The organism is Pseudomonas sp. G166 (assembly GCF_037027455.2).
Lineage (GTDB): Bacteria > Pseudomonadota > Gammaproteobacteria > Pseudomonadales > Pseudomonadaceae > Aquipseudomonas.
This window is the reverse complement of sequence record NZ_CP146985.1, coordinates 3,356,592-3,377,485: the sequence shown is the minus strand read 5'-3', so window position 1 is coordinate 3,377,485 and position 20,894 is coordinate 3,356,592. Positions and strand designations below refer to the sequence as shown.

The following is a 20,894-nucleotide window of genomic DNA, read 5'->3' as shown; positions in this document are numbered from 1 at the left end:
CGCTTATGAAACTCAAACTTCCCAGTGTCGTTGAGCAGTACTTCGACATCAGTAATGGCGGCGATGCATCACGCCTGGCGACGTGTTTCAGCACTAACGCCAGCGTATTCGATGAAAACCGAACACACGAGGGAATCGATGCGATCGAGGCCTGGCTGCGCGAGACACAGCAAGCCTTCGCGTTCCAAGTCGAGCCAGTCGAGGTTATCCAGGGGGCGGGCACGTTGACCGTCACAGCTCGCGTGACCGGAGATTTTCCAGGCAGCCCAGTCAGGTTGAACCACGTGTTCACATTGGCGGATGGGCGGATCAGCTCGCTGGAGATTGCGCCATGAACCTTGATTTGAAAGGCAAGCGCGTTCTGGTCACCGGCGGCACCAAAGGCGTCGGTAAAGCGGTTGTTGAACTGCTGCTCGACGAAGGCGCAAGAGTGCTGACCTGCGCTCGCCAGGCAAACATAGAGATGCCGCCAGACGTGTGCGTCCCGGCTGACCTGTCGACACGGGAGGGTTGTGAGATCTTGGTCGCTGCAACCAAGCGAATATTGGGAGACGTCGACGTCATCATCCACGTACTGGGTGGCTCATCGGCACCGGGTGGCGGCTTTGCTGCACTGGATGAGGAACACTGGCAACGCGAGCTCGATCTGAACCTGTTTCCGGCCGTGCGCATCGACCGCGCGTTGTTGCCGGGCATGCTCGAACGAAACCAGGGCGTCATCATCCACGTGACTTCCATTCAGAGCCGGCTGCCTCTGCCTGAAGCAACGACCGCTTACGCGGCTGCCAAGGCTGCGCTCTCGACCTACAGCAAAAGCCTGTCGAAGGAGGTCTCGCCAAAAGGCGTGCGTGTTGTCCGGGTATCGCCGGGGTGGGTTGAAACCGAGGCGTCAGTCGCCTTCGCCGAGCGTCTGGCGAAAGAAGCAGGTACCGACTACGAAGGCGGCAAGCAACTGATCATGAAAGCGTTAGGCGGTATTCCACTCGGCCGGCCCTCAAAACCTGCAGAAGTGGCGAACCTTATTGCCTTCCTGGCTTCGCCTCGCGCGGCATCCATCACGGGCAGCGAATTTGTCATTGATGGCGGCACCATTCCGACGGCTTGATAAAAGATGAGGGGCGGCTTCGGTTGTCCGCCCCCACCTTCAGGCAACAAATTCATCGCTCATGACGCCAGCGGCTAACGCCAATCCAGATACCGAAACAGCTCCTCCTCCTGGTCAAAGTGCAATCGCACAAGCGTGTCCAGGCGAATCAACTGGTGCTGGATCTGATCAGCGGAAGTTACCGTGGGTTGGGTGCCGAAGTCGCTGCTCATGCGCGCCAGCAAATGGATAAGACGAAAGATTTCCCGGTGGACATGACTCATTGTCGACAAGGGATCTTCTCCCTGCATGTTTCGCGTCAGCAGCGGATAGAGAGTGTTTTCATCCTCACGCTCATGCTGCTCCAGTAACGTTTGCAGTTTGTGGACCAGTTCGAACAACTCCCGCTGTGCCTGCTCTAGTGGACGCTGGGAAAAGTCACCGGCCAACCGATGCAGATCGCTCAGGACACTGGCGAGTTGCTGGTGTTCGTCGTGCAAGCGATCGATTTGCTCTGCGCCAAGTTTTCTCTGCCTCTTGCCCCGTAATGGGCCTAATGCGCGCAAGGCGTTAAGGATGATCACCACGTCGATGCCTTCCTGGACTACGGCGCCAATCAGCGGCGGCAAGTAACCGAGGGCCGCCACTGCCATGGCCAGCAACGACAGTCCCATGCCGACGAGTACACCTTGGCGGGCGATATAGCGGGTCCGCCTGGCGATGTCCAACGCCTCGACCAGGCGATCCAGCCGATCGACCAACAGCACGACACCGGCCGCCTGCGCAGACGCAATGGCCCCCTTCGCGCCCATGGCCACGCCGACGTTGGCTGCCGCCAGTGCGGGGGCGTCGTTGATGCCATCGCCAACCATCAGTGTGCTGGCATGCAGGCAACCTTGCTGTACGGCACGCACTTTATCCTCTGGGCTCAACCCGGCGCGCAGTTCGTCAATGCCTGCGGACAGCGCGATCATTTCGGCGGTCTCCAGCCGATCTCCGGTGAGCATGACGATTTTTTCGATCCCCCTGTTGCGCAGTCGACGCAATGTTTGTGGGGTTTCGCGGCGAACGTTGTCCGAAAAAAGCAGCAGGCCGGCGAGCTTCCCATCCACCTCAATGAAGCTTCCGCTGCACGCCAGGTAATCCATGTGGCGCAACATGGCGGCTGCCCAGTCGGTCTCGGGCGTTTCTTTATGAGCATAAGCCAACGTACCGAAACGCACTTGGACGCCATCGATTCGTCCACACAGCCCGGAGCCGGGAGTTTCTTCCACGTCCTGCGGGACTGCGAGGGGCAATTGGCGCTGTTGCGCCGCTTCAACAATCGCTTGGGAAACCGGGTGCGTTGAGGCCTGTGCCAGCGAAGCGGCCAGGCCGAGCAGGCGCTGTGGGTCTTCCAAGCCGTTGACTTCTATCGACTGCAGGCGGGCATGACCGCTAGTCAATGTCCCAGTCTTGTCGAGAAACACTTGCTTGATCCCGGCCAACGCCTCCAGGGTTACGCCGTCCTTGATCAGGATGCCGCGTCGCGCAGCCCTTGAAATACCCGACATGATGGAAATCGGCACCGCCAGGATCAGGGGGCAAGGCGTCGCCACCACCAGAACCGCTAAAGTGCGCAAGGGGTCTGCACTGATTAGCCAGGCCGCGGCAGCAAGCAGCAATGTCAGTGGAATGAAAAACAACGCATAGCGATCGGCCAAACGCACGAACGGTGCACGCGAACGCCGTGCTGTTTCGGCCAGCCGCACGATCCCGGCATAGGTGCTTTGTGCAGCTGTTTGTGTGGCTATGAGCAGGATGGGCGCACCGACATTGGAGATGCCACTGGACAGTTGCTCACCTTCCCGACGAGTCACGGGCATCGATTCGCCGTTGAGCGCCGATTCATCCAGCGTGGCGGTAAGGCTCAGCAGGCGCCCATCGACGGGCACCACCTCGCCTAAGCGTACCAACAGGGTTTGATTCGGCTGGATTTGTTCAACGGGGATCTTGCGCAGGCCCCCCTCCTCCTGCAGCCAGGCAAAACGCGGCGCCCGGTCGATGAGTGCACGAAGTTCACGCTCAGCCCGCTGCCGGGTGAAAAACTCCAGGGTGCGCCCGCTGGCGAGCATCAAGGCAATCACAGCGGCCACCAGCGCTTGCCCAAGGACCAAGGCGCCCGTCATGGACAGCAAGGCTATCAGGTCGACGCCCGCCTCGCGTCGAGCCAATCGCCGCGCGACTTCCACCAGCAGCACCACGGTCATCACCAGCGTTCCGGTGGACCAGCAAAGCGTTGCCCATCCAGGTTTCTGCGCCAGTTGTGCAGCGCCCCCTACCAGCAGCGTCAGCGCGGTAAACAGTAATAGAACCGGGCCTAGCCACTTGTCGAGCATTAAAGGGAGTTCCTGGAAAAACGATTCGGGCCATATTTTAACAATCGCCCATGCCATGACGGCATCGTGGTTGGGAATGGCTCCCCCAAGGCAACCTCGGGTGATCAGCATCTTCTCTTGGGGGGATTGCGCCTTTATTGACAAACCTCAATCAATCCCCTTGGGCGCGGTGTATGAATAGCCCAACAACGAATACAGAGGCGTTAGCGCACTGAGTCGAGATACCTGCGCAACGATTTCGGACGGTCTGGCGCCGGTTACGACACGAGCGCCATGCCGTCAGCGGCAATCCACTCTTTTCGAGGATGATGTTCATGAACTCACCTTCGCACAAAATGATGGAGAAGCTTTATGGCAAGCAACATTACGTTGACAGGGAGCATATAGCCCCTCTGTTGCGTCAATACGCTGAGCCACTGCCGGACCTGGACTCCCCCGCTTTTGCCCAAATGTTCGATCGCTACGCTGATGCGCGCGTGGTGATGATCGGTGAGGCAAGCCATGGAACCAGCGACTTCTACCAAGTCCGGGCGGCGATTACCCAAAGGTTGATCGAGCGGCACGGGTTCAATATCGTCGCGGTTGAAGCAGACTGGCCGGACGCTGGCCATGTTGACCAATACGTCCGGGGATTTGCGCATACGGCGTGGAAGCGCCACATCTTCAGCCGATTTCCGACCTGGATGTGGCGCAATAGTGAGGTGAAGGCTTTCGCCCACTGGCTACATCGGCACAATCACCAGCAGGATCCCGACGGTCGCGTCGAGTTTCGTGGCTTGGACGTCTACAGCTTGCGCAATTCCATTCATGAAGTACTGGCCTATCTGGATCGGGTCGAGCCGCAACTGGCTCAAGAAGCCCGGCGGCGTTATGGCTGTTTGACCCCGTGGCAGGATGAGCCCTCGCTGTACGGCCACTTCGTCGAGCGTGGTGGTGTAATGCCCTGTGAACAGCCGGTGGTCGAGCAGCTCAATGTCATGCTGGCTGAACAATTGGCCGGCCTCATCCGCAACGACGAGGCATTCTTCAATGCGACGCAGAACGCCCGGGTAGTAATGGCGGCGGAACAGTATTACCGCGCGATTTATCGAGGGTCGACGGCCTCCTGGAACCTGCGTGACCGGCACATGTTCGATACATTGCAAGCACTGCTTGAGCACCGGGGCCCACAAGCCAAGGCAGTGGTATGGGCGCACAACTCCCATATCGGCAATGCGGGCGCCACGGAAATGGGTTGGAAGGGGCAGTTCAACATCGGTCAACTGTGTCGAAGCGCCTTTGGGCGTGATGTCGTTCTGATCGGCATGGCCACTGACCGAGGCCAGGTGGCTGCCGCCGATGATTGGGATGGCGAGATGTTGATCAAGGACATCCGCCCTTCGCGGCCGGACAGTTGGGAACATCAGTTCCTCAAGGCCGGTGTCGCGGCATCGCTGACCGATTGGCGGGACCCGCAGCGAAAGGAACTACGCCGAGTCCTGTCTACCCCTTTGCTGGAGCGGGCCATCGGGGTGATATACCGCCCCGAAAGCGAGCGTCTGAGCCACTACTTCGAGTCGGTGCTGGCCGAACAGTTCGATGCCATGATCTGGATCGAGCAAACCAAGCCGGTCACCGCGCTGCCCCTGCCGAAAAACCAGCAACTGGAACCTGAAGACGAGACTTACCCGTTTGGCGTGTGAGGACGAGTGCAGGTCCCCCGGGAGTGGGGGCCTGCGGGTATTTTCGAACACAACCCATGGAGTACGGACAGGAGACGGCAATGACGATCCTACTAGCAAGTCAGCGGTTGCGCCTGTACGACAGTAATGAGCTCGATGACGTGCTGCAGACGATGGCGCGCAAGGCTGCGACCATACTGCCCCCGGCTCACGCGGCACTGATTGGCATCCAGCGTCGGGGCGAACCTTTGGCCCAACGGTTGCGCCAGTACATTGCGCATCATACTTGCCAGCCGGAACTCCCTCTTTACCCTCTGCAAATCAAGCGCTACGCCGACGACCTGCAAGTGCTGCATACCTACACGCAATTGACCGATAACCCGGCCCTGGGCAAGCTGGACCTTGCCAATACCACCTTGTTGGTGGTTGATGATGTGCTCTTCGAAGGTCATTCGCTGCTGCGTGCTTGTGCGTACCTGGCGCAACTGGGGGCTCGTCGAGTCCACACTGCCGTGCTGGTCGACCGGCATATTTGCCAGCAACCGATCCGGGCCGACATTGTCGGCGTGCATCTGCAAGTCGCCGCCACTGACATCGTCGAATGTAACGTGCCGCCCTTCGAACAGTTGTTTTGCATTGAGGTGGTGCGACATGGTGCCGCCCGCTGACAGTGCGACAGACCCGCGGCAACGCGGTAAAGATCACAGGGATACGTGCCATTGAGATGAGGTGCGTTTGCCGGCGGCCTCGAAGGAGTCCTGCATGCCTACCCTGCCCCCGCTCCTTTTCGCCCTGCGAGGTAGCGAGTCCTATGGTGCCCGAGTTGCGCAACGGCTTGGCTGCGCTTTGGCGCGCCACGAGGAGCGCGACTATGAAGACGGTGAGCATAAATGCCGACCGTTGGATCCGGTCAACGGCCGCGAGGTCGTGGTGTTCCATGCCTTGTATGGTGATGGCCAGCAGAGCGGCAATGACAAGCTGTGTCGCCTGCTGTTTTTCTGCGGCGCCCTCAAGGATGCCGGCGCTCGTCGGGTGCAGGTGGTGTCACCTTACCTCTGTTACGGGCGCAAGGACCGCCGTAGCCAGCCTCAGGATCCGACCATCACGCGCTATGTGGCAGCGTTTTTCGAAGCCAGTGGCGTGGATCACCTGATCACCCTGGAAGTGCATAATCCGGCCGCGTTCGACAACGCGTTTCGCATGCCGGCGTGGAATCTGCAGTGCACGGAACTGTTCGCCGGGCATTTCGCCACGCTAGTGGGCAACGATGAAGTGGTTGCCGTTTCCCCGGACTCAGGGGGCGTTAAGCGAGCCGAGCTGTTTCGTCAGGCCCTGGAACTGCAATTGGGACGTTCGGTCGGCAGTGCGTTGATGGAAAAACATCGTGCCCATGGCTCGTTGACGGGCACCCTCTTGATAGGCGATGTCTGCGGTAAGACAGCCATTGTGTTCGATGACCTGATCAGCACAGGGGATACGCTCAAACATGCTGGCATGGCCTGCCAGAAGGCTGGGGCCGGGCGCTTGTTCGCCGCCGCTACCCACGGTTTGTTTGCTGCCGGCAGTCAACTGTTCGACCAGCCAATCTTCGAACACATCGCCATCGCTGACACCATACCGCCGTTTCGCCTGCCCCCTGACTGTGTGACACGTCACCTGCGGATACTCGATAGCACCGCCCTGGTCGCTTCTTTACTCGCGGAAAACGGCGCATTCGATCGCGCCTGAGCGGATACCTCCTGGCCTCGGCCCAGGTGTTCGACGCAGCGCATTGGCCCCTGCCCTGTCAGCCAATCCAACGGACCTCTGGTGCCTTATGCGTGACGGGCGCCGGCGCGGACTTCGGATGGCCAACGATAATGGGCGCCACCGGTGTCCACTCAGAGGGAAGGCCAAGGATTTTCTTTCCTTCAGGCGTATTGAGAAACGCCTGGGCGAAACCGATCCAGCAGCTACCCAGGCCTTGTGCATAGGCGGTGAGCATCAGGTTCTCGGCAGCCAATGCACAGTCTTCGATGACCGCCTGGCCCGGGGTGTTCCCCGATATCAAAATGAGCACCGGCGCGTGATAGAAGATCTGGAAATTTTCATCATTGAGCAACGTTAGAAAGTGCTCGGATTGCTGCCCTGAGGGTAGCGTCGCGAGCATGTGAGCCTTCGCTTCGCGCGAAATGCGATCCAGCAATGCTTGATCGCGCAACACCGTGAACGTCCACGGTTGCTGGTTGACCGCGCTGGGCGCCTGGACAGCGGCGTCGATCAAGCGGTCTATGACTGCTTCATCAACGGCTGCTGTCGTGTATTCGCGCGTCGAACGACGGCCGTAGATCGCTTGGTCAATGTTCATGGGGTCGGACCTCAAGGAGTTTGTTCATGAGATCGTCCAGCCAAGAGGATTTGCTGTTGATTCAGATAAGGTCAGGGCGTCGGGCTTCCCAACGGATACTCGATGGTCATTGTTTCTGGCCTCCTAGTCCCGCCAAGTAACGTGCAACAGCTACGGCGTCTGCATCAGACAGTGCGTGTTGGGCTGTTTTTTGAAGCACATTGATCTGGTGAATCACATAGTCCGCGTGTTGCCCCGCCACCCGGGGCACCCGGCCTTCGCCCTGGCCGTCAGCACCGTGGCATGAACTGCATCGGGCGACGCCGGACTCGCGGATACCCTCGCGATAGATCGATTCACCGCGCGCATCAAGCACATCGGTGTCGGCCTGCATCGGACGCTGACTGGCAAAATAGTCAGCCAGTTCGGTGATCTGGGTCTCAGTCAAATGAGTGAAACCGCGCATGTACTGAGTCCCGGCTTTATCACTACGAACATGGCTTTTAAAGTCCTTGAGTTGCAGTTGAAGATACTCTTTTTGCTGGCCAGCCAACTTGGGAAACATCGGCGACACGGACTCACCCGTCAGGCCGTGGCACAAGGAGCAAACCTGATCCGCCATGGCGATACCTGACATGGGCGGCGATTCTTGCGCCGTCTCTTCGTTCGTACTGGTACAGCCCACGAGCGCAGTCAGGCAGAGGGCAAGAATACGATTTGCTCGGTATGTTTCCATGGTTTGTGCCCCTGAAGTTCAGATGACCAACCACATCGGATCACAACTGTCTGACCAAGGATGAAGCTTTCCGTCTGGCCTGAGGGGCGTCATGAGGATTCCACGGACAGATGTTCTGCAAACCAGTCGCCCGCCAGCCTGGCGACCTCCTCAAGGGCTCCGGGTTCTTCAAAAAGATGTGTCGCGCCAGGCACGATATCCAGGCGCTGGACACAGCGCAGTGCTTGACTGCTTTGGCGATTGAGCCTGACCACCAAGGGGTCCTGTGCGCCGACGATCTGCAACGTGGGCGCCCTTACTTGGGACAGTGCCGGCCCGGCCAGGTCGGTCCGCCCTCCCCGACTGACCACCGCGTGCACGGCATCCGCTCGCTCGACCGCCGCCAACAGCGCGGCGGCGGCCCCGGTGCTCGCACCGAACAGGCCGATACGCAGTGATCGCAATGCTGAGTCATGACCAATCCAGTCGATCACCCCGACCAGTCGCTTGGCAAGCAGGGGTATATTGAAACGTAGCTCCCCGGTCAGGTTATCCAGGCGTTGTTCGGAAACCGTGAGCAGGTCAAACAACAGCGACCCCAAGCCTCGCGTGGCTAACGACTCTGCGACATATCGATTACGCGGGCTCGATCGACCGCTACCGCTACCGTGCACGAAGACCACCAGCGCGCTGGCGCCCGGTGGCAGCCGCACATCGGCAGTCAACTCAACATCATTCAAGTCCAACTGCCGGGGTTGAAGTTTAAACATCACCATCCCCTTCAGGGGGTGCGCTGGCAGACTCTCGATGCCAGGCGCGTTGCAGCAATTGAATGACCTCTTCATCCGATGTCTGGGCAAAATTCAAGTACCAATAGCCGATCGAGATCATCCACTCGGGGATGATCGAGCAGATCACTTCATCGACTTCGCTGCGCAGCGCTTCGACCGTTTCAAGTGGCGCAACCGGTACGGCGACGACGATGCGAGCAGGCGCGTGTCTTCTCGTCGCGTGTACTGCCGCCATCATCGAGGCTCCTGTCGCCAGGCCATCGTCGATCAGGATCACCACTTGGTCCTTGAGTTGCACCGGTGGGCGGTTTCCCCGATACGCTTGCTCACGGCGCAGCAACTCCCGGGTCTCCCGCGCGAGCACGGCATCAAAACTGGCTCGATCAATCGGATGAGACCGCAGTGCGTCTTCATTGAGTATCTGAATGCCGCCACTGGCAATGGCGCCCATTGCAAACTCTTCATGGGACGGAACGCCAAGCTTGCGTACCAGCATCAGGTCCAGGCGAACCTGCAAGGCCGTGGCCACTTCATAGGCCACTGGAACGCCACCACGTGGCAAAGCCAGAACGATAACATCAGTTCGATTTGCATATTTGAGCAAAGGCTCAACCAGCCCTCGACCTGCCGCAACCCGGTCCTGCAAGGTGGTTTGCAATGAGGGACTCTGTGTCATGAAAGCCTCCCCAGGCGATTGGGCCTGTCGTTTCGTTACCCTTGGTTGTCACCAGCCTGACTGAATGTCGCAAGCTCCGCCGGATCGGGCCTCAGTGTTGATTTAGCGTGCTCTGATGGCCTCCTCTTGGCGTTGATTTATATCAACTCTGTGCGCGACGCCGTTCAAGTCGCTGGGTGCCTGGATAGCGGCAGGCGTTCAATCCGCATGGCGCTATGCGTCATTGCTGCGCCGCCATGCCAATCCTGCCAGGTGCTATTCGGGAAACGGCGGCTGGGCAGGCGATTCCTTTTCCGGGATATCGGTCATGGTTGCCTCGGTCAACAGCAGGATGCTGGCAACCGAAACGGCATTTTCAAGGGCAATACGCACCACCTTGGTCGGGTCAATGATGCCGGCTTCGTACATGTCCACGTAGCCATTGGATGACGCATCGAAACCGACGTTGCCGGACTCTGCAAGCATGCGCGCCACCACCACGCCGGCGTCCACTGCGGAGTTTTCCGCGATGACCCTGGCCGGCGCCTCCAGCGCCCTGCGCAGAATCTGCAACCCGGTCCTGGTATCGCCCTCATGTCGGGTCTCCTCGGCCGCGATCACTGCAACCGCCTTGAGCAGCGCCAGCCCCCCGCCCGGGACTATGCCTTCGGCGATTGCCGCTCGGGTCGCGCAGATCGCGTCGTCCAACGCATCTTTACGGGCCTTCATTTCCGCCTCCGAAGGCGCCCCGACCCGGATCACCGCGACGCCACCGGACAACCTCGCCAGCCGTTCCTGAAGCTTTTCGCGATCGTAATCGCTGCTGGTGTTGTCCATTTGCGCACGGATCTGCTGTGTCCGTGCCTCAATGGCCGTGCGTGTGCCGGCTCCGCCAATCAATGCCGTGCTGTCTTTTTGCACCACGACGCGATGGGCCCGCCCTAGCTGGTTCAATTGCACCTGTTCAAGGGTAACCCCCAATTCGTTGGACACCACCGTAGCACCGGTCAGGACCGCTATGTCCTGGAGCATTTCCCGGCGGCGGTCACCAAAGCCTGGTGCCTTGATCGCCACTGCGCGCAGTACCCCGCGGATCTGGTTGACGACCATGGTGGACAAGGCCTCGCCTTCAATGTCGTCGGCGATCAGCACCAGGGGTTGTCCACTTTTGGCAATGAGTTCCAGCAGCGGGAGCAAATCCTTGAGCGCTCCAATCTTATGGTCGCAGAGCAGCAAGTAGGCATCATCGAGTTCGACCTGCATCTTCTCGACATCGGTGACGAAATAGGGTGAGACATAACCCCGGTCGAACTGCATCCCTTCCATGACCTCCATCACGGTTTCAGTGGTCTTGGACTCCTCGACACTGACAACACCTTCAACCCCGACCTTTTCCAGCGCGTCGGCAACCAATTGGCCGATGACGGCATCGTTATGCGCCGACAGCGCGGCAACCTGGGCCTTTTCCTTGGGCGTGCTGACCGGGCGTGATCGGGCTGCGAGATCTTCCACGACCAGTGACAGCCCGCGATCCAAGCCGCGCTTGAGGTCGATCGCGCTGGCCCCCGCGACAACGTTGCGAATGCCGTCGGCCAGGATGGCATGGGCCAGCACCGTTGCGGTACTGGTGCCATCCCCTACCGCGTCACCCGTCCGTTCCGCAGCCTGACGCAACATTTGCGCGCCCAGGTTTTCCTCGGGGTCTTGCAGGTCTATGCGTTTGGCAATCGTCACACCGTCATTGCAGACCGTTGGATTGCCCCACTTGTTCTGAATCAACACTGATTTTGATTTCGGACCCAGCGTCACCCGTACGGCATCCGCCAGCTGCGTGGCGCCACTCAGGATTTTCTCGCGAGCAGCAGCACGAAACACCATTTTAGTGTGGGCCATCAGCGTGTTCTCCTGAAGCGGGTTTTAACAAAGGTGTTTTTTGCAGCTTCTATGAAGTGGCCGGCTCCACGTTGACTTTTATCAACAAAGCCACGATGCCAGCGCCCTTTGCCAGCAACCCCTTGGCGTCAGGATGACCGACTGTCTGCTGTTGCCCCGAAGTTGATAAAAATCAACCCATGAAGCTGGAAACCGAGTCCCAATGAGCCGGTGTAATCCACGGTCTGTTCACTGGACGAAAATGGTCAGGTATCCCGATCCAGGTCACAGCTGAACGTGGAACCTTTTTTCCATTTCAATGTGCGGGAGAAACGCATGGACAAGTATCAGGAGAGCCAAAAGAACAAGCTATTCAAGACTTCCCCCCATGACCCCTACTGTTTGCAGCGGATCGAAGGTTCAGCTGTCTGCGCGCAATGTGGCGCGGTCTACCAAGCCGGCAACTGGACCTGGAGTCGCCCTGAAAACACGGTGGTTCATGATGCGCAAGAGATGACATGCCCGGCCTGTCGGCGCATCCATGACAACATGCCCGCAGGTACGCTCACGCTATCAGGCAGCTTTTTGCAAAAGCATCGGAGTGAAATCATCCACCTGATGGAACACACCGAGGAAAAGGAAAAAGCCGATCACGCCTTGGAACGCATCATCAAGCTGAGCGACTTGGCCGATGAGCTGATCGTGACCACCACCGGTATCCACCTGGCCAGCCGCCTGGGGCATGCACTGGAAAGCGCTTTCAAAGGAAAGTCCGACTATCGGTACAGCGAGAATGAGTATGGAGTGAGCATCCATTGGGCACGTGACGAATAGACCCAGGGGCAGTCGCCTCGACACGGACCGTTGAGGCGCGCATCAGTGATTTGGCTGCCCTGTGGCCAATACGCGCTTGTCTGGACGGGATTTACGCTGGTGCGCCGAGCGTTGGCGACGATAGAAAACCCGCTTCACGTATTCAGCCGTCATCATGTACGTCGCGCTGATGGTCAATACCATCGCTAGCATTGGCGGCGGCAAGGGCACCAAGCCGAACCATGCCGCTGCCGGGCTATAAGGTAACCCGACGGCCAGCACACCGATGCCGAGCGCACTGACCATCAGGAGGTTTGCCGGTCGGCTTTGGTAGAACGGCTTGTAGGTTCGCACGATGAAGATCGTCAGCAGTTGGGTCAGTAGCGACTCCACGAACCAACCGCTGCGAAATACGGCCGGTACCATTTCCGCCAGCAGGTACAGGGCCACGAATGTCAGCAGGTCGAACAACGAGCTTACCAGCCCGAAAACCACCATGAAGTTGCGTATCTGCGTAATGTTCCAACGGTGAGGTGTACTTTCCCATTCCCGATCGACATTGTCGCTGGCAATCCCCATGGAGGGGATGTCGGACAGGAAGTTATTGAGCAATATCTGTTTTGCCAACAGCGGCAAGAACGGGAGCGCCAGGGAAGCAAGCGCCATGCTGATCATGTTGCCAAAATTGGCGCTGGAAACGATTGAGATGTACTTGAGGGTGTTGGCAAAGGTAGGTATGCCTGCCCTCTTCAATACCTTCGCGCAGGACATCCAGGTCGTGCTCCAGCAGCACGAAATCGGCAGCCTGTTTCGCGACGTCGGTGGCGTTGTCCACGGAGATGCCGATGTCGGCCACTTGCAACGCCGGCGCGTCGTTGATGCCATCCCCCATATACCCGACAACGTGCCCGGTCTTCTGCAGGGCGCGGATGATACGTTCCTTCTGATTGGGGTCGACTTCGGCGAACAGGCTTGTCCGTGGTGCAAGATGCATCAGCGCTTCATCCCTCATGGTGGACAGCTCGGCGCCGGTGATGATTCGCCCCTCTGGCAGGCCCACCGCCTGGCTGACATGCCGGGCGACCAGATGGCTGTCGCCGCTGATGATCTTCACTTGTACCCCGAGCTTGTCGAGCGTGGCGATCGTGTCCTTGACGCCAGGTTCTGGCGGATCGAAGAACAACAGGAAACCACAAAAGGTCATGTCCCTTTCTTCTGCGTGGCCATAGTGCGGTTGATCCGCCAATGTGCGATTGGCGAGGCCCAGGACTCGAAATCCCTGTTCGCTCCAGGCTGCGAAACGCTGGGCGATCCCCTTCCGCTCCGTGTCCGTGAGCGCTAATACCTGATCACCTCGGCGCAATTGGGTACAGACCTCAAGCACGTTGTCCAAGGCCCCCTTGGTGATCATCAACGTCTCAGCCGCAGGCCCGTTGCCCACCATCACGCTCAGGCGCTTGCGCACGAAGTCATAGGGGACTTCATCGCGCTTGATGACCTTCCGACAAGGGGCCAAGTCCTTGCCTGCTTGGCTAATGGCATCGTCCATTGCGTTGCGCATGCCGGTTTGCAAGCTCGAATTGAGCACCGCCAACTGCAAGACGTAGGGGCTGGCGAGCCCGTCGACATCCGTGGCACCGTCCAGCACCACCACACCCCGGGTCAGCGTCCCCGTCTTGTCGGTGCACAGGATGTCCATTGCTCCCAGGTTCTCGATGGCATTGAGGTGCCGCACGATGACCCCTTTGGCCGCCATGCGCTGAGCACCCTTTGCCAGCGTGATGCTGAGGATCGCCGGCAGTAATTCCGGTGACATCCCGATGGATAAGGCAATGGCGAACAACAGGGTATCGAGGGGCGGACGATGCAGCAGGATATTGATGCCGAACACCACGATCGTGATCACCAGCATCACCCGCAGCAGCAGACCACCGAAATGTCGCAGGCCGCGTTCGAATTCGGTTTCAGGAGGCCGTAGTGAGAGGGTCTTGGCGATGTGGCCGATCTCGCTTTCCTCGGCGTAGCGAGTGACAAGCACCTCGGCTGTACCGCTGCGCACCGAGGTGCCCATGAACACGCAGTTATGGCGCTGTCCCAGGGCGGTATCGGCGGCACAATCGCCGGGTAGCTTCTCCACCGGGAAGGTTTCGCCGGTCAACAGGCTTTCGCTGATAAAGCAATCCAATGCCCGAAGTATCCGGCCGTCAGCGGCGATCAGGCTGCCCGCACTGAGTAGCATGACGTCACCGGGCACCACTTCATCGGCGCCAACCTCAACGACCCGGTCCTCCCGGCGTACCATGGCCCGCAAGGCTATCTTGCTGCGTAACTGTTCCACCGCGCCGCTGGCACGATTTTCATACCAGGCACTGAGTACCGCGCTGATCAGCACAATGCACCAAACGATCGCCGCGTCCAGCCAGTCCCCCACCACCAACGCCACCAGCGCGCCGGCAATCAAGATCAGCACCAGCGGAGTGCGCATCTGCTCAAGCACCAGTTTGACCAGCCCGCGGGGCCGAGCCTTGCCCTGAGCGCGCGGGGCGCGCATTCGGGCTTTGGCTTGGGCACTGCTTAACCCTGTTTCGCAGCTATGAAGGGTGCTGAACAACTGGCTGAGCGGAACGCTCCAATAATCAGTCTCGGCGTAAAGCGTCGGTTTTTTTGGGGGCAAATGCCATTGACGATTCGCCAGCCAAAGGCCTGGCAACATCGGCAACCAAAATGTCAGGCCTCGAAAAAGGAGCGTGGCGGACAGCGCCACGGCGACGCTCACGCCTACCCAATGCAACGTTACGACGGCCGCGGCTTCGAAAGCACCGAGCCCGCCCGGCACAATGCCAATACTGCGCAGTACGCTGGCGAGCATGAAGCCGGCAAACAGCCCCAATGGCGGCGCCGACTCCCCCAGGGCGCGGACCAGCACCCACAATGTGGCGCTGTCGAGGATGATGATCGCCAGTTCCAGCAGCGTGATGCGCCAGAGCAAAGTGTGGTTGCGTACCAACTGCCTATCAGCCCCGGCGAGCAATGAAACACCTTTGGCGACAATCGAAAAACGTTGCCCTGGTACGTGCGCCGCCAGCTCTGGATTGCCGGCCAACTTTGGCGTGATGATCGCCAGCGCCAGGCTTGCTGCAACAAACACCAGGCACATGGTCGTGACGGCGGCTGTCGCGTGCCCCTGGTATATCACCACCGGCAATGCCACACCCACGGTCAATACGTAGGCCAGGAAGTAACCGGATAAATCCAACACCAGGCACGCCAGAGCGACCGGTTTCGCGAACCCGAGTCGCACGAAAGAGGCGACGACCGCGAAGGCCCCACTGATGCCAGAGGACGGCAGCGCTTGATCGACAAACAGCTTCATCAAACTGAGTTTGCCGGCGTCCCAGAGTGACAGGCGTTGTGCCCCGGCTTTGAGCACCACACGAAAGACCTGCCCCTGCGCCAGGTAGGTGAGCGCTTGCAGGCCAAGGGCACCAAGAAGCCACAGTGGCTGCGCCTCGATCAGCAATCGTGTGAAGGATTCGACGTCAGTGAAATGCAGCGCGACGCCAATGACCGTCGCGCACATCGCCGCCCCCAGCAGCCACGTCAACCACAATGCGGGACGGCTGTAATGCTGGCCTTCAAGGGCTGACGAGCGAGAGAGGTCTGGAGTGGGCGGTTTAACAGTCATGCCATCCCCCCGGCTGTTCAGCAGATGGCTGGATTCTGGTCCGGTATGGGTGGTTTTGTTTGATCCAGGTCAATCACGATTGCTTTCTCTTGAACACTTGGACGCCGAGCCTGGATTTCTTGGCGGCACCACTGTTTGTTCAAATACTGACAAAGCTCAAGGTTCATTCGCGCACAGGGGTAATGATTCCTTCCTGATTCAACCGAGCCTGTATGGAGTGAGCATGCACTTCTTAGCCTTAGCGGTGGATTTTGACGGGACCATTGCCGAACACGGTAGCGTTTCACCAGAGGTCTGTGCCTCGCTCACTGCCCTGAAGAACAGCGGCCGCAAGTTATTGCTGGTGACAGGCCGGGAATTGCAAGCGCTCAAGCATCAGTTTGCGCAACTGGAGCTGTTTGACCTGGTGGTCGTAGAAAACGGCGCGCTCTTGTACGATCCGAAGACAGACACCGAGGAGCTCATCGCCGATCCAGCTTCTACCGATCTGGTTGAGCGCCTACGCGAAAAGGGCGTCTCGCCGTTGTCGATCGGCCGCTCGGTCATCGCCACATGGCACCCGTTTGAGAACGCGGTGAGCGCCAGCATTCGCGAGCTCGGCCTTGAGCTGCAGATGACGTTCAACAAGGATGCGATCATGGTGTTGCCACCTTGTGTGAACAAAGCGTCGGGCCTTGATGCTGCCTTACGGCAACTGGGTATTTGCGCGCTGAATGTGGTGGGCGTGGGTGATGCAGAAAACGACCACGCCTTTCTATCGATCTGCGGTTGTTCCGCGGCAGTGAGTAATGCCATTGCGTCGATAAAGGCCAGTGTGGATCTGTGCCTCAGTCATGATCATGGCCGAGGGGTCTGCGAACTGGTGGATATGCTGCTGGAGAAAGACGCCGCTCTGGTTTCCGTCGAGCGCATCGGAATCCAGTTAGGCCAGGACACCCATGCACGCAAGGTATGGCTCGCCCCAGAATCGGTGATGTTGATTGTTGGAAATTCAGGTTCTGGCAAATCCAGCTACATCACCTGGCTGACAGAACGCATGGTCCAGGCTCACCAGGATTTTTGCATCATTGATCCAGAGGGTGACTACTTGACCCTGGACGATGCGGTCACGGTGGGGGCCCTGAGCGCTCCTCCGACCACAGAAGAATCGGTGCATCACCTTTTGCAGGCGCAGCTCAATGTGGTGGTGAGCGCCCTTGCCCTCGATCCGGCGGCACGGGTACGACTGTTTGGCGAACTGCTGCCTTTTATCCAGCACCTACGCAACGTTTCAGGTCGCCCCTACTGGCTGATCGTGGACGAGGCTCATTACATGCTCCCCCACTGCGCTGATTGGCACCCCGGTTTCCTCGGGGACATTGGCGCAATCGTCGTTGCCCTCGACTTCGACCAGGTATGCCCGGCCCTTCTCGAGGAGGTGGACGTGCTGGTGACACTCGGCAGCACCGCCCGGGAATTGGTCGAGCAGTTCGCCAAGCGTCTCCAGCGCCGCAGTCCCGAGTTTCCGGAGCGCTTACCGAGCCTGGAACATGCCTGCCTCTGGAACCTTCGCGAGGGCGAAGAAGTGGTGCTGCTCGATCAGGTCCAGCCCATTCAAAAACACCATCGCCACAGCGGCAAGTACGTCGCGGGGGATGTCGGTGCATGGCATTCATTCCACTTTCCTGCGCTGGGCCAAAGCGCCGCGAACCTTAATGAGTTTCTGTCCTTGTCCACGCAGCTTGACGACCCGGCGCTTCGCAAGCACATGGATGCTGGGGACTTTTCCAACTGGTTCCGGCAAGTGATCCGGGACGATGTGCTTGCCAACAAGGCACGCCTTATTGAGGCAGACACCACTTCGGCACCTAAGGATGCGTTGGAGCGGATTGCACGACTTGTCCAATCGCGCTATCACCTCTAAGCACTGCGCGCCGTCTCCTTTGCAACTCAAGTCGGCTATATCCTTATGCCCTATTGGAATTGACTAAATAGCTAAAGAAACTAAATGAACGACCTTAGCTCACCTATCTTCAAATCTTGAAACCTCTCAGGTTCCGGTTGAACAGAGAGGATTGCCAGGCCGATAGGGAGATCACCTGCGTGGTGGATATGCAGCAATTGTTGGACTCGATTTCCCCTGACCCTTCTTGTGGCGACGATCCTGGCGTCGCCTTCCTTACGGCTGACTGACGCCCGAATACGAGCCACAGGAAGCCGTTTATGGCAATCACGCAAAACAACCGTTGGGTGCAGGTCGACAGTCCGCTCGGTGGCGATGTCCTGCTGCTGCAGAGCATGGATGGCAGCGAAGAGCTGGGCAGGTTGTTCCACTACGAGTTGGACCTCACCTCCGAAGACCGGGCAATCACCTTCGACCAGTTACTGGGCAAGCCGATGGGCCTGACCCTGGAGCTGTACGACGGCGGTAAACGCTACTTCCATGGCATTGTCTGCAGTTGCCGACAACTGACCGGCCACGGCCAGTTCGCCGGTTACCGCGTCAGTTTGCGGCCCTGGTTCTGGCTGCTCACGCGCACCTCGGACTGTCGGATTTTCCAGAACAAGACAGTGCCGGACATCATCAAGCAGGTGTTCCGCGACCTTGGCTTTTCCGATTTCGAAGACAGCCTCAGCGACAGCTACCGCGAGTGGGAATATTGCGTGCAGTACCGTGAAACCAGCTTCGATTTCGTCAGTCGGCTGATGGAGCAGGAAGGCATCTATTACTACTTTCGCCATGAAAAGTCGCGGCATGTACTGGTGTTGGCCGACGCCTATGGCGCTCATACCACGGCGGCGAACTATGAATCAGTACCCTTCTATCCACCCGATCGACAAATGCGCGAGCGCGATCATTTCTACGATTGGCAACTGGCCCGGGAAGTACAACCCGGTTCGCTGGCGCTGAACGACTATGACTTCCTGCGCCCACGCGCCAGCCTTGAGGTGCGCTCCAGTATGCCGCGCAACCACAGCAACGGCGACCACCCGCTCTACGACTATCCCGGTGAGTACGTACAGAGCAACGATGGCGAGCACTACGCGCGTACCCGCATCGAAGCCATTCACAGCCAGTTCGAGCGCGTGCAGTTGCGCGGTCGCGCTCGCGGGCTGGGCTGCGGCCATGTGTTCACGCTGACGGGCTACGATCGTGCGGACCAGAATCGCGAATACCTGGTGGTGGTCGCCCGCTATCAGATCCGTCAGGACGCTTATGAAAGTGGGCAGATGGACCAGGCCGAACAATTCGTTAGCGAACTCGATTGCATGGATGCCAACCAAGCCTTCCGCCCCCTCCCCTTGACCCCCATGCCCATTGTCCGTGGACCGCAGACGGCCGTGGTGGTGGGGCCCAATGGCGAGGAAATCTGGACCGACCAGTATGGCCGGGTCAAAGTGCATTTTCATTGGGATCGCCACGACCAATCCAACGAAAACAGCTCCTGCTGGATTCGTGTGTCCCAGGCCTGGGCCGGCAAGAACTGGGGGGCAGTGCAGCTCCCGCGGATCGGTCAGGAAGTGATCGTCAGTTTCCTTGAAGGCGACCCGGATCGGCCGATCATCACCGGCCGCGTCTACAACGCTGAACAGACCGTGCCCTATGCGCTGCCGGCCAACGCCACCCAGAGCGGGGTGAAAAGCCGTTCAAGCAAGGGCGGCTCACCGGCCAACTTCAATGAAATCCGCATGGAGGACAAGAAAGGTGCGGAGCAACTGTTTATCCACGCCGAGAAGAACCAGGACATCGAGGTCGAGAACGACGAGACCCATTGGGTCGGCCATGACCGCAGCAAGACCATCGACAACGACGAAACCGTGCACGTCAAACACGACCGCACCGAAACCGTCGATAACAACGAAACCATCACCATCGGTGTGGACCGCAAGGAAAAGGTTGGCAACAACGAAACCATCTCCATTGGCGTGAACCGTACCGAGGATGTCGGCAGCAACGAGAAAATCACTATTGGTGCCAATCGCACCGAGAGCGTAGGCAGTAACGAGACCATCACCATCGGTGCCGACCGCACGGAAAAAGTCGGTGCGAACGAAAAAATCAGCATCGCCAACAACCGCACCGAGGACGTGGGTGGCAACGAGACCATCGGCATCAGCGGCAACCGCAACGAAACGGTCCAGGGCAACGAAGGGATCGAGATCAACGGCAACCAGAGTACCCAGATCGGCCAGAACGAGTCCCGCGATGTCGCCCAGAACCGCAGCACGAGCATCAAGCAGAACGACAGCCTGGATGTGGGCAAGCACTTCTCCCTCAACGCCGGTGACTCCATCAGCCTGACCACGGGCGCGGCCAGCATCACCATGAAGAAGGACGGCACCATCGTGATCAGCGGCAAGAACATCACCATCGACGGATCCGGCGCCATCAACATCAAGGCCAACAAAAACGTGGTCGTCAAAGGCCAGAAAATCCTGCAGAACTAGCCACGGAGTGGGCGCCATGACCGTTGAATATCATTTCCCCGTTTCCTCTACCGCCACGCCCGCGCGCGTGGATGGCGTCGTGATTGGGGTGCTGCTGGATGTGCCCGGGGCAGATGCCCCGGTGGTGGCCTTCCCTGGCTGCCCCGGCGAAACGGGCCTCGTCGCGCGCACCACCACCCCGCTCGCCCGTGAAGACATCGGCGCCCAGGTCGCACTGATGTTCGAGGCCGGCGATTTGACCCGGCCGCTGGTGATCGGTCGCATCCAGCGCCTGCCGCAAACCGCCACGCCAGCCGTTACTCACCTGGACGGCGAGCGCTTGGAGTTCACGGCAGAGCGGGAAATCGTCCTGCGCTGCGGTAAAGCGAGCATTACCCTCACGCGTGAGGGCAAGGTGCTGATCCGTGGGACCTATCTTTCGAACCGGTCATCCGGCGTGAACCGCATCAAGGGCGGTTCGGTGCAGATCAACTAGACAGGTAGTCG

Annotated in this window: 15 protein-coding genes and 1 pseudogene; 9 read left to right on the top strand and 7 right to left on the bottom strand. The window is 59.2% G+C overall.

Translation table 11 applies throughout. The features are described from left to right. Positions 1 to 5: 5 nt before the first annotated feature. Both SGN16_RS14530 and SGN16_RS14525 read left to right on the top strand, forming a co-directional pair. The gene (locus tag SGN16_RS14530; protein ID WP_210638730.1) at positions 6 to 335 is read left to right on the top strand and encodes a nuclear transport factor 2 family protein; all 330 of its coding nucleotides are present in this window, start codon (positions 6 to 8) and stop codon (positions 333 to 335) included. After that, on the top strand, positions 332 to 1,105 hold the full coding sequence (locus tag SGN16_RS14525; protein ID WP_335944821.1) for an SDR family oxidoreductase: 774 nt from the start codon (positions 332 to 334) through the stop codon (positions 1,103 to 1,105). Before SGN16_RS14530 ends, SGN16_RS14525 begins: the two co-directional genes overlap by 4 nt. Positions 1,106 to 1,179: 74 nt before the next feature. Here the strand turns inward: SGN16_RS14525 and SGN16_RS14520 are convergent, their stop codons facing one another. Beyond that, on the bottom strand, positions 1,180 to 3,462 hold the full coding sequence (locus SGN16_RS14520; RefSeq protein WP_335944820.1) for a heavy metal translocating P-type ATPase: 2,283 nt from the start codon (positions 3,460 to 3,462) through the stop codon (positions 1,180 to 1,182). A gap of 314 nt (positions 3,463 to 3,776) precedes the next feature. Here SGN16_RS14520 and SGN16_RS14515 point away from each other — a divergent pair, with 314 nt between their 5' ends. From SGN16_RS14515 to prs, 3 genes are all read left to right on the top strand, one after another. Then, positions 3,777 to 5,144: an erythromycin esterase family protein gene (locus SGN16_RS14515; protein WP_335944819.1), complete on the top strand. Its 1,368-nt coding sequence runs from the start codon at positions 3,777 to 3,779 to the stop codon at positions 5,142 to 5,144. An 80-nt stretch (positions 5,145 to 5,224) separates the two neighbouring features. Further along, a complete protein-coding gene (locus tag SGN16_RS14510; RefSeq protein WP_335944818.1) occupies positions 5,225 to 5,791 on the top strand; it encodes a phosphoribosyltransferase family protein in 567 nt (188 codons plus the stop codon). 94 nt (positions 5,792 to 5,885) lie between these two features. Further along, positions 5,886 to 6,851: a ribose-phosphate diphosphokinase gene (prs, locus tag SGN16_RS14505; RefSeq protein ID WP_335944817.1), complete on the top strand. Its 966-nt coding sequence runs from the start codon at positions 5,886 to 5,888 to the stop codon at positions 6,849 to 6,851. Between the two features lie 58 nt (positions 6,852 to 6,909). Here prs and SGN16_RS14500 read toward each other — a convergent pair whose 3' ends face one another. The 5 genes from SGN16_RS14500 to groL all read right to left on the bottom strand — a co-directional run bounded on the left by SGN16_RS14500 (position 6,910) and on the right by groL (position 11,503). Continuing rightward, complete coding sequence (locus SGN16_RS14500) at positions 6,910 to 7,470, bottom strand: nitroreductase family protein (protein ID WP_335944816.1); 561 nt, start codon at positions 7,468 to 7,470, stop codon at positions 6,910 to 6,912. A 106-nt stretch (positions 7,471 to 7,576) separates the two neighbouring features. Beyond that, the gene (locus SGN16_RS14495) at positions 7,577 to 8,185 is read right to left on the bottom strand and encodes a c-type cytochrome (protein WP_335944815.1); all 609 of its coding nucleotides are present in this window, start codon (positions 8,183 to 8,185) and stop codon (positions 7,577 to 7,579) included. A gap of 89 nt (positions 8,186 to 8,274) precedes the next feature. Continuing rightward, positions 8,275 to 8,934 (bottom strand): alpha/beta family hydrolase, encoded by a 660-nt coding sequence (locus tag SGN16_RS14490; RefSeq protein ID WP_335944814.1) that lies wholly within the window; start codon positions 8,932 to 8,934, stop codon positions 8,275 to 8,277. After that, a complete protein-coding gene (locus SGN16_RS14485) occupies positions 8,927 to 9,631 on the bottom strand; it encodes a phosphoribosyltransferase (protein WP_210638726.1) in 705 nt (234 codons plus the stop codon). The genes SGN16_RS14490 and SGN16_RS14485 overlap by 8 nt, the downstream gene beginning before the upstream one ends. A 255-nt stretch (positions 9,632 to 9,886) precedes the next feature. Beyond that, entirely contained in the window at positions 9,887 to 11,503 is a 1,617-nt protein-coding gene (groL, locus tag SGN16_RS14480) for a chaperonin GroEL (protein ID WP_335944813.1), read from the bottom strand. 315 nt (positions 11,504 to 11,818) lie between these two features. Here groL and SGN16_RS14475 point away from each other — a divergent pair, with 315 nt between their 5' ends. Further along, on the top strand, positions 11,819 to 12,316 hold the full coding sequence (locus tag SGN16_RS14475; protein WP_335944812.1) for a BCAM0308 family protein: 498 nt from the start codon (positions 11,819 to 11,821) through the stop codon (positions 12,314 to 12,316). A gap of 42 nt (positions 12,317 to 12,358) precedes the next feature. Here SGN16_RS14475 and mgtA read toward each other — a convergent pair. Beyond that, positions 12,359 to 15,980 (bottom strand): annotated as a pseudogene (gene mgtA, locus SGN16_RS14470) (magnesium-translocating P-type ATPase). A gap of 223 nt (positions 15,981 to 16,203) precedes the next feature. Between mgtA and SGN16_RS14465 the strand changes: the two are divergent. The 3 genes from SGN16_RS14465 (at position 16,204) to SGN16_RS14455 (ending at position 20,883) form a co-directional block, all read left to right on the top strand. Continuing rightward, positions 16,204 to 17,883, top strand: coding sequence for an HAD-IIB family hydrolase (locus SGN16_RS14465; protein WP_335944811.1), 1,680 nt, complete (start codon positions 16,204 to 16,206; stop codon positions 17,881 to 17,883). A gap of 299 nt (positions 17,884 to 18,182) precedes the next feature. Continuing rightward, complete coding sequence (gene tssI, locus SGN16_RS14460; RefSeq protein ID WP_335944810.1) at positions 18,183 to 20,408, top strand: type VI secretion system tip protein TssI/VgrG; 2,226 nt, start codon at positions 18,183 to 18,185, stop codon at positions 20,406 to 20,408. Between the two features lie 16 nt (positions 20,409 to 20,424). Further along, a complete protein-coding gene (locus SGN16_RS14455) occupies positions 20,425 to 20,883 on the top strand; it encodes a DUF6484 domain-containing protein (protein WP_335944809.1) in 459 nt (152 codons plus the stop codon). Positions 20,884 to 20,894 lie beyond the last annotated feature (11 nt).